Here is a 6,840-nt window from a genome sequence, read left to right as displayed (position 1 = left end):
GCTTCAGCAATCAACGTCTAGAAAACTTCACACTCTTCATTTCGATAAGTCTACATCGAATAGCTTCACTATTCGTGTATCCTTTATCTTAATCAGAGTGCTCCAGTTTTTACGTCGTTAACCGATTGCTTCAGCTTTTCTTATTTGATCTAGCTACGGCTCACAACGACTAGTAATCTTCACACTTCTTATTTACGATAAGTCAACATCGAAGAGCTAAGCCCTTCGTGTTTCCTTTATCTCAAACAAAGTGTTCCAGCTTATACGTCGCTGATCGTTCGCCTCGCCTTTCAATAAAAAAGCACCCCTATAGGAGTGCTTCGCTCATTAACGTACTGGTACTTTGCGATTCATTTTTGTTGCAACTTTTTCAATTACATTTTCAATAGAAGATTCATCAGCAATTAAATCATACTCATTGATGTTAATTCGTAAGACCGGACAGAATGTAAAAGCATTGATCCAATCTTCATATCTTTTATGCATTTCTTGCCAATACTCAATTGGTGTTTGCTGTTCCATTGGACGACCTCTTAGCTTAATTCTATCTAAGATATCTTCAAGTGATCCTTCTAAATAAATTAGAACATCAGGATGAGGGAAGTAAGGTGTCATAACCATCGCCTCAAATAAACTACGATATGTTTCATAATCAACATTAGTCATTGTGCCTTTGTCATAATGCATCTTCGCAAAGATACCTGTATCTTCATAGATAGAGCGATCTTGAATAAAACCGCCACCATATTCAAAGATTCTTTTTTGTTCCTTAAAGCGTTCTGCTAAAAAGTAAATTTGCAAGTGGAAACTCCAGCGACTAAAATCGGAGTAAAATTTATCTAAATAAGGATTAGAATCAACTTTCTCGAGCGACGTACGAAATTGAAGAGCATTAGCTAATGCATTCGTAATTGTAGATTTACCTACACCGACAGTTCCTGCCACAGTGATAACTGCATTTTTAGGGATATTATACTTCTCTCTTAAGTTCATATTGTCATCGCTCCTTTTAATGTGTTTTCAACGTCATTTAAAATAACTTTTAAGTCCTCTTCGTTCATGACAAAATCTATGTTATCACCGCTATAAGATAATACAGGTATTTCTGGATGCATAGCTTTGAATTGTTCCATGAACAGTTCATAATCATTTATTAATCTTTGTAAATATTGAGGGTCAATATTTTTTTCAATATCTCTACCACGTAATGCAATACGTTTCATAATCGTATCTAAACTTGCATTCAAATAAACGATGACGTTTGGTTGTGGCATATCTTCCGTTAAAATATGATAAATTTGTTGGTATTTATCATATTGGCTTAATTGCAATGTTCTTTCAGCAAAAATTCTATTTTTAAATATATGATAATCAGCAACTACTGCTTGTCCACGTTGTAAGTAATTTTTATTAATATCTTCTAATTGTTTAAAACGATTACATAGGAAGAACATTTCTGTTTGAAAGCTCCATTCTTCAATGTTGTCATAAAACTTTCCGAGAAATGGGTTTTCTTCAACGATTTCTTTTAATAGAGAAAATTGAAAATGATCAGCAATCGCTTTTGAAAGTGATGTTTTTCCAATCCCTATAGGTCCTTCAACTGCAATAAAAGGTGTGTTTTTCATAATGCTCCCCCTAGTAAGTTACTACCTATACATACTATAAGTAATGTTATCACAATATATAGTGGTTGAATAGAGAAAATAAAGCATCTTAATAATATGTATTGGAATAATTTAACTGTTTCTCTTTGAGGGGAAAAAGAGAAACTAAGTAATGTAGAAAAAAGGAAAAGGAGTGAAATAGCTATGAAAAAATTAGGGTTAACTTTTCTTGCTGGGGTTTTATCTTTAGGAATCTTAGCTGGTTGTAATGGTGAAGAAGAGAATGACCAAGGTGAGCAAGAAAATATGGAAGAACAAAATAATATGGAAGATGAAGATGGTGATGAGCAAGAAGGAGAGCAACATCTGCAAAACAATGACAATGATGGCGAAGAAGAAATGAATAGTGGAGAAGATGATGCTCCAGCAGAAGAACAAACAGATGGTGAGAACCAATAATACTTAAAATATGCCAGCGCTAAAACCCGCTGGTTTATTTTTTTGTTTGATTTCTTTATTATAAGTTGTATGCATAAGATGTTGGAGGAAAACGATGGATAATGATCAGTTATTTATGCGTATGGCTATAGATGAAGCAATTGCTGCTGGTAAAAAGGGAGAAGTACCAATAGGTGCGGTTATTGTTAAAGATGGAGAAGTCATTGCAAAAGGGTCAAATTTAAGAGAAACAAAGCAAAACGCACTTGCTCATGCTGAAATAATTGCAATTAATAAGGCGTGTGAAGAGGTTGGGTTTTGGCGCTTAACGGAATGTACCCTTTATGTAACGTTAGAACCATGCCAAATGTGCGCAGGGGCAATTATACAATCCCGTATAGATAGAGTAGTATTTGGGGCAAGTGATCCGAAAGCAGGGTGTGCAGGATCTTTGTATAATCTATTGCAAGATAATCGTTTTAATCATTATGTAGATATAGAAAGCGGAGTTTTAGAGCATGATTGTAGCCATCTATTAAAAGACTTCTTTAAGGAATTGAGATTAAAAAAGAAAGAGTCAAAAAGTCCGAATGACAATATATAGAAAAATTACTTATATTCCCAAATGGAACCTGTTGATTTTTTTCAAAAAAGAAGATATACTTGGTTATGCGTTCAAGTAACGCAGCTAAATAAGGTATCAAATTTGCCGTGCTAGGCGGGGAGGTAGCGGTGCCCTGTACTCGCAATCCGCTGTAGCGAGGCTGAACTCCTTTCCTAGGTTTTGCAGACGTAAGGTCTGCCTTAAGTAAGTGGTGTTGACATCTGGGTCCTGCGCAACGGGAACCTACGAATCCTGTCAGGTCCGGAAGGAAGCAGCAGTAAGTAGGACCTCTCGTGTGCCGCGGGGTTGCCTGGATCGAGCTAACTGCTTAAGTAACGCTTATGTTTGCATTATCGAAGAAAGGTGCACGGCAGTTACTTTATTAATAACTCACTCTTATAGAGTGAGTTTTTTCTTTTTTTGAAAAGAAAAATAACAAAGAGTATAATAGAGTAGAATTGATTCGGTAGGGGGATTTGGGAATGAGTTATCAAGCACTATATCGTGTATGGAGACCACAATCATTTGAAGATGTTGTAGGTCAAGAACATATAACAAAAACGTTGCAAAACGCATTGTTAAAAAATAAAGTGTCCCACGCCTACCTATTTAGTGGACCGCGCGGAACTGGGAAAACGAGTGCGGCAAAAATAATTGCAAAGGCTGTTAACTGTAAACAAGCACCTACAGCAGAACCATGTAATGAATGTGAAGCTTGTATAGGAATAACAAATGGATCTATATCTGATGTAATAGAAATTGATGCGGCATCAAACAATGGTGTTGATGAAATTCGCGATATTCGTGATAATGTGAAATTTGCGCCAAGTGTCGTTACCTATAAAGTTTACATCGTCGATGAAGTACATATGCTATCAACAAGTGCTTTTAATGCGTTACTTAAGACGTTAGAGGAACCGCCTGCACATGTCATTTTTATATTGGCGACAACAGAACCACATAAGATTCCTTTAACAATCATTTCTAGGTGCCAACGATTCGATTTTAAGAGAATCACTTCAGATGCAATTGTAGGAAGAATGAAGAAAATAACTAACGCGCAACAAATTAATGTAGAAGACAGTGCTTTGAAAATCATAGCAAGGAAAGCTGATGGTGGTATGCGTGATGCCTTAAGTCTCCTTGACCAAGCTGTCTCCTATAGTGAAGACGTTATCAGTGATGAAGCGGCATTAGCTGTAACGGGAGCGGTTTCACAAACAATACTTGAAAATATTACAAAGTCGCTTTTAGAGAATAACGCTGCAGAGGCATTAACGAACGTTGATGAAATGCTTAGTGAAGGAAAAGATCCAGTACGTTTTATAGAAGATTTAATTTACTATTTCCGTGATATTTTATTATATAAAACTGCACCAAGCTTCCAAGATGGCCTCGAAAGAGCAAATGTGGATGAAGCTTTCATTTCATTATCAGAACAAATTGATGCACCGTGGCTCTATCATGCGATAGATGAATTAAATAAACACCAACAGCAAATGCGTTTTACTAATCATACTAAGATATATTTAGAGCTTGCAGTAGTAACAATCAGCAGTGGTGGTAAAGCTGACCTGAACAATTCTGGTGCTGGAATAAAGGAAGTACAAGAATTAATAAGTAAAGTTGGGGCACTAGAAAGCGAATTAGCTAAGTTAAAAGAATCACGTATCATTCAAGAAGAACCAAAACAAAAGCCGCAACCAAAAGAACGAAGAGTAAGCAGCGGAGGGAAAAAACTACAAGTTTCTAGAACGAAAATAAATGAAGTATTACGAAATGCGACAAAACAAGATTTACAGCGCATTCAATCGCAGTGGGGTGAGATATTAGAACGTATTAACTCTGAACAAGTATCTTCTCACGCTTGGGTAAAAGAAGGAAAACCAGTTTTGTGCTCAAATAATACATTTATTATTGCCTTCCCTCACACGATTCACGCTGAGATGTCAGCAAAAGAAAATGTGAAAAGTTTAACGGAAAAAGCAAGTGCTGCAGTATTAGGTCAGCATTTAGAGATGATTAGTATATTAGAAGAAGATTGGAATAAAGTTAAAGAAGAATTTATCCGATCTCAAGGAACAGATGGAGTTAAAAAAGAAGAGGAAAGCGATCCTCTAATTGAAGAAGCAACAAAGCTTGTTGGGAAAGAATTAATTGAAATTACAGAATAACATTTCGTATAATGAGAATAGACGAAACATTTAAGGATGTGATGATCGTGCGTGGTGGCATGGGAAATATGGGTAACATGATGAAAAAAATGCAAAAAATGCAAAAAGAAATGGCTAAAGCTCAAGAAGAGTTAAAAGATAAAACTGTTGAGGCTACAGCTGGTGGCGGAATGGTAACAGTTATTGCAAATGGCCATAAAGAAATTATGGAAGTTATAATTAAAGAAGATGTAGTAGATCCTGAAGATGTAGAAATGCTACAAGACTTAGTATTAGCTGCGACAAATGAAGCGCTGAAACAAGTTGATGAAATGGTAAACGCAAGCATGGGTAAATTTACTCAAGGGATGAATATGCCTGGTTTATTCTAATCACCCTCCCTCTTTTATAGAGGGATTTTTTCTTGTTGTAATTTAAAGGAGGAAGACGGTCATGCAATATCCAGAGCCGATAGCCAAACTAATAGATAGCTTTATGAAACTTCCGGGAATAGGGCCGAAAACTGCAGTCCGTCTCGCATTTTATGTTTTAAGTATGAAAGAGGATGATGTTTTAGACTTTGCTAAGGCATTAGTTAATGCAAAGCGTAATTTAACGCATTGTTCTATTTGTGGCAACATAACGGACCAAGATCCATGCTCAATTTGTATGGATAAACATAGGGATGAATCGTTAATATGTGTCGTCCAAGATCCAAAAGATGTTATAGCAATGGAAAAAATGAAAGAATTTCGCGGAAAGTACCATGTCTTACATGGAGCAATTTCACCAATGGATGGTATTGGTCCAGAAGACATTAATATTGCAGACTTAATTAAACGTTTGCAAGATGATCAAGTAAAAGAGATTATATTAGCTACCAATCCAAATATTGAGGGAGAAGCTACTGCTATGTATATATCACGCCTAGTAAAGCCGAGTGGAATTAGAATTACAAGAATAGCACATGGGCTACCGGTAGGTGGAGATTTAGAATATGCTGATGAAGTAACTCTTTCAAGAGCTTTAGAAGGGCGCAGGGAGCTTTAAGGAGGAGATTTGGTTGTTCTTTAGACGTAATAAGTTAAAGAAACAATACGATAATCAGTTAATTGAAACTGTTAGTGAGATAAAAAAAGAATATTACCAAAAGAAACGAATCTTAGAACAAAGCATAGAACCTTCTCAGAGTATCTTGATGGAATATAAAATTTTAGAAGCTAAGTATTTCTTCTATATAAAACAATTAAAAGTAAGAAAGATTAGAACAGAGAAACTTTTATAATTCTCTGTTCTTTTTTTTATTTTCTAGCATAGTAATTGTTATAGGTAGACAAGTAGTAGGGAGGGGAAGTTTTTGACACCGATAATGATTATTGCGTTTATCACAGGGGCGATTTTCTTATTTTTAAGTATAGGAACTTCATTTAAGCCATTGCATTTTATAGGACAAGGTCTGGTGAAGGTAGTAATAGGAGCTTTATTTTTATTTTTCGTAAATGTATTTGGAGTACCATTTGATATCCATATTCCAATAAATATAATTACTGCTGCGGTTTCCGGTATATTAGGGTTACCTGGAATAGGAGCATTGATTGCTATTAAATTTTTCATTATGTAAGAATCCTGTTACTGCTTCACTATATTATAGAGAAAATACAACTATATTTACTAACACCCTTACGCTCGCCAGTTGGTGAGTATTTTTATTGGATAAAAATACTAATTGATTTCATTTTTTATATGTGGTAAATTAATACCTGTCCCAAAAAAAGAGGTGGAAAAAACCTTTTAAAAAAGTTATTGACTTTAACTTTTGTGGATGGTAAGATATTTAAGTCGTTAAAAATTGTTCTTTGAAAACTAAACGAAACGCCAAGCGAGTCAATCGTAATTCCTAGAGTTAACACTCTAGAAAAAAGGTTCCATACACCTTTCAAAAAAAGATGGAAAATGAGCAATCAAACAAACTATTATGGAGAGTTTGATCCTGGCTCAGGACGAACGCTGGCGGCGTGCCTAATACATGCAAGTCGAG

At 35.5% G+C, this 6,840-nt stretch carries 9 protein-coding genes, 1 rRNA gene and 1 other RNA gene; 9 read left to right on the top strand and 2 right to left on the bottom strand.

Annotated elements, in window-relative coordinates; genetic code table 11:
* Positions 1 to 327: 327 nt before the first annotated feature.
* Complete coding sequence (locus tag CIB95_RS15895; RefSeq protein WP_094926763.1) at positions 328 to 993, bottom strand: deoxynucleoside kinase; 666 nt, start codon at positions 991 to 993, stop codon at positions 328 to 330.
* Complete coding sequence (locus tag CIB95_RS15890) at positions 990 to 1,628, bottom strand: deoxynucleoside kinase (protein ID WP_094926761.1); 639 nt, start codon at positions 1,626 to 1,628, stop codon at positions 990 to 992. Before CIB95_RS15890 ends, CIB95_RS15895 begins: the two co-directional genes overlap by 4 nt.
* Before the next feature lie 183 nt (positions 1,629 to 1,811).
* On the opposite strand from CIB95_RS15890, the gene CIB95_RS15885 reads away from it, so the two are divergent.
* From CIB95_RS15885 to CIB95_RS15845, 9 genes are all read left to right on the top strand, one after another.
* Entirely contained in the window at positions 1,812 to 2,066 is a 255-nt protein-coding gene (locus CIB95_RS15885) for a hypothetical protein (RefSeq protein WP_094926760.1), read from the top strand.
* Positions 2,067 to 2,160: 94 nt separating this feature from the next.
* Positions 2,161 to 2,649 carry a tRNA adenosine(34) deaminase TadA gene (gene tadA / locus CIB95_RS15880; protein ID WP_094926758.1) on the top strand — a complete coding sequence of 163 codons (489 nt, stop codon included), beginning with the start codon at positions 2,161 to 2,163 and terminating at the stop codon, positions 2,647 to 2,649.
* Between the two features lie 105 nt (positions 2,650 to 2,754).
* Positions 2,755 to 3,020, top strand: an RNA gene (gene ffs / locus CIB95_RS15875) — signal recognition particle sRNA large type.
* Between the two features lie 111 nt (positions 3,021 to 3,131).
* The gene (gene dnaX / locus CIB95_RS15870; protein WP_094926756.1) at positions 3,132 to 4,823 is read left to right on the top strand and encodes a DNA polymerase III subunit gamma/tau; all 1,692 of its coding nucleotides are present in this window, start codon (positions 3,132 to 3,134) and stop codon (positions 4,821 to 4,823) included.
* A gap of 47 nt (positions 4,824 to 4,870) precedes the next feature.
* Positions 4,871 to 5,194, top strand: coding sequence for a YbaB/EbfC family nucleoid-associated protein (locus tag CIB95_RS15865; protein WP_142296527.1), 324 nt, complete (start codon positions 4,871 to 4,873; stop codon positions 5,192 to 5,194).
* 61 nt (positions 5,195 to 5,255) lie between these two features.
* The gene (gene recR, locus CIB95_RS15860) at positions 5,256 to 5,852 is read left to right on the top strand and encodes a recombination mediator RecR (protein ID WP_094926754.1); all 597 of its coding nucleotides are present in this window, start codon (positions 5,256 to 5,258) and stop codon (positions 5,850 to 5,852) included.
* A 13-nt stretch (positions 5,853 to 5,865) separates the two neighbouring features.
* On the top strand, positions 5,866 to 6,087 hold the full coding sequence (locus CIB95_RS15855) for a YaaL family protein (protein ID WP_158217655.1): 222 nt from the start codon (positions 5,866 to 5,868) through the stop codon (positions 6,085 to 6,087).
* A gap of 72 nt (positions 6,088 to 6,159) precedes the next feature.
* Complete coding sequence (locus CIB95_RS15850) at positions 6,160 to 6,423, top strand: pro-sigmaK processing inhibitor BofA family protein (RefSeq protein WP_094926750.1); 264 nt, start codon at positions 6,160 to 6,162, stop codon at positions 6,421 to 6,423.
* 351 nt (positions 6,424 to 6,774) lie between these two features.
* A 16S ribosomal RNA gene (locus CIB95_RS15845) occupies positions 6,775 to 6,840 on the top strand; the annotation flags it as partial.

This window comes from Lottiidibacillus patelloidae, from assembly GCF_002262935.1.
Classification (GTDB): Bacteria; Bacillota; Bacilli; order Bacillales; family SA5d-4; genus Lottiidibacillus; species Lottiidibacillus patelloidae.
Note: the sequence above shows the minus strand (reverse complement) of the source record. Positions and strands in the feature narration are given on the sequence as shown.

Coding starts and splice junctions, on each gene's coding strand:
- CIB95_RS15895 (WP_094926763.1), bottom strand. CDS start 993: ATGAACTTAAGAGAGAAGTATAATATCCCTAAAAATGCAGTTATCACT.
- recR (WP_094926754.1), top strand. CDS start 5,256: ATGCAATATCCAGAGCCGATAGCCAAACTAATAGATAGCTTTATGAAA.
- tadA (WP_094926758.1), top strand. CDS start 2,161: ATGGATAATGATCAGTTATTTATGCGTATGGCTATAGATGAAGCAATT.
- CIB95_RS15890 (WP_094926761.1), bottom strand. CDS start 1,628: ATGAAAAACACACCTTTTATTGCAGTTGAAGGACCTATAGGGATTGGA.
- CIB95_RS15885 (WP_094926760.1), top strand. CDS start 1,812: ATGAAAAAATTAGGGTTAACTTTTCTTGCTGGGGTTTTATCTTTAGGA.
- dnaX (WP_094926756.1), top strand. CDS start 3,132: ATGAGTTATCAAGCACTATATCGTGTATGGAGACCACAATCATTTGAA.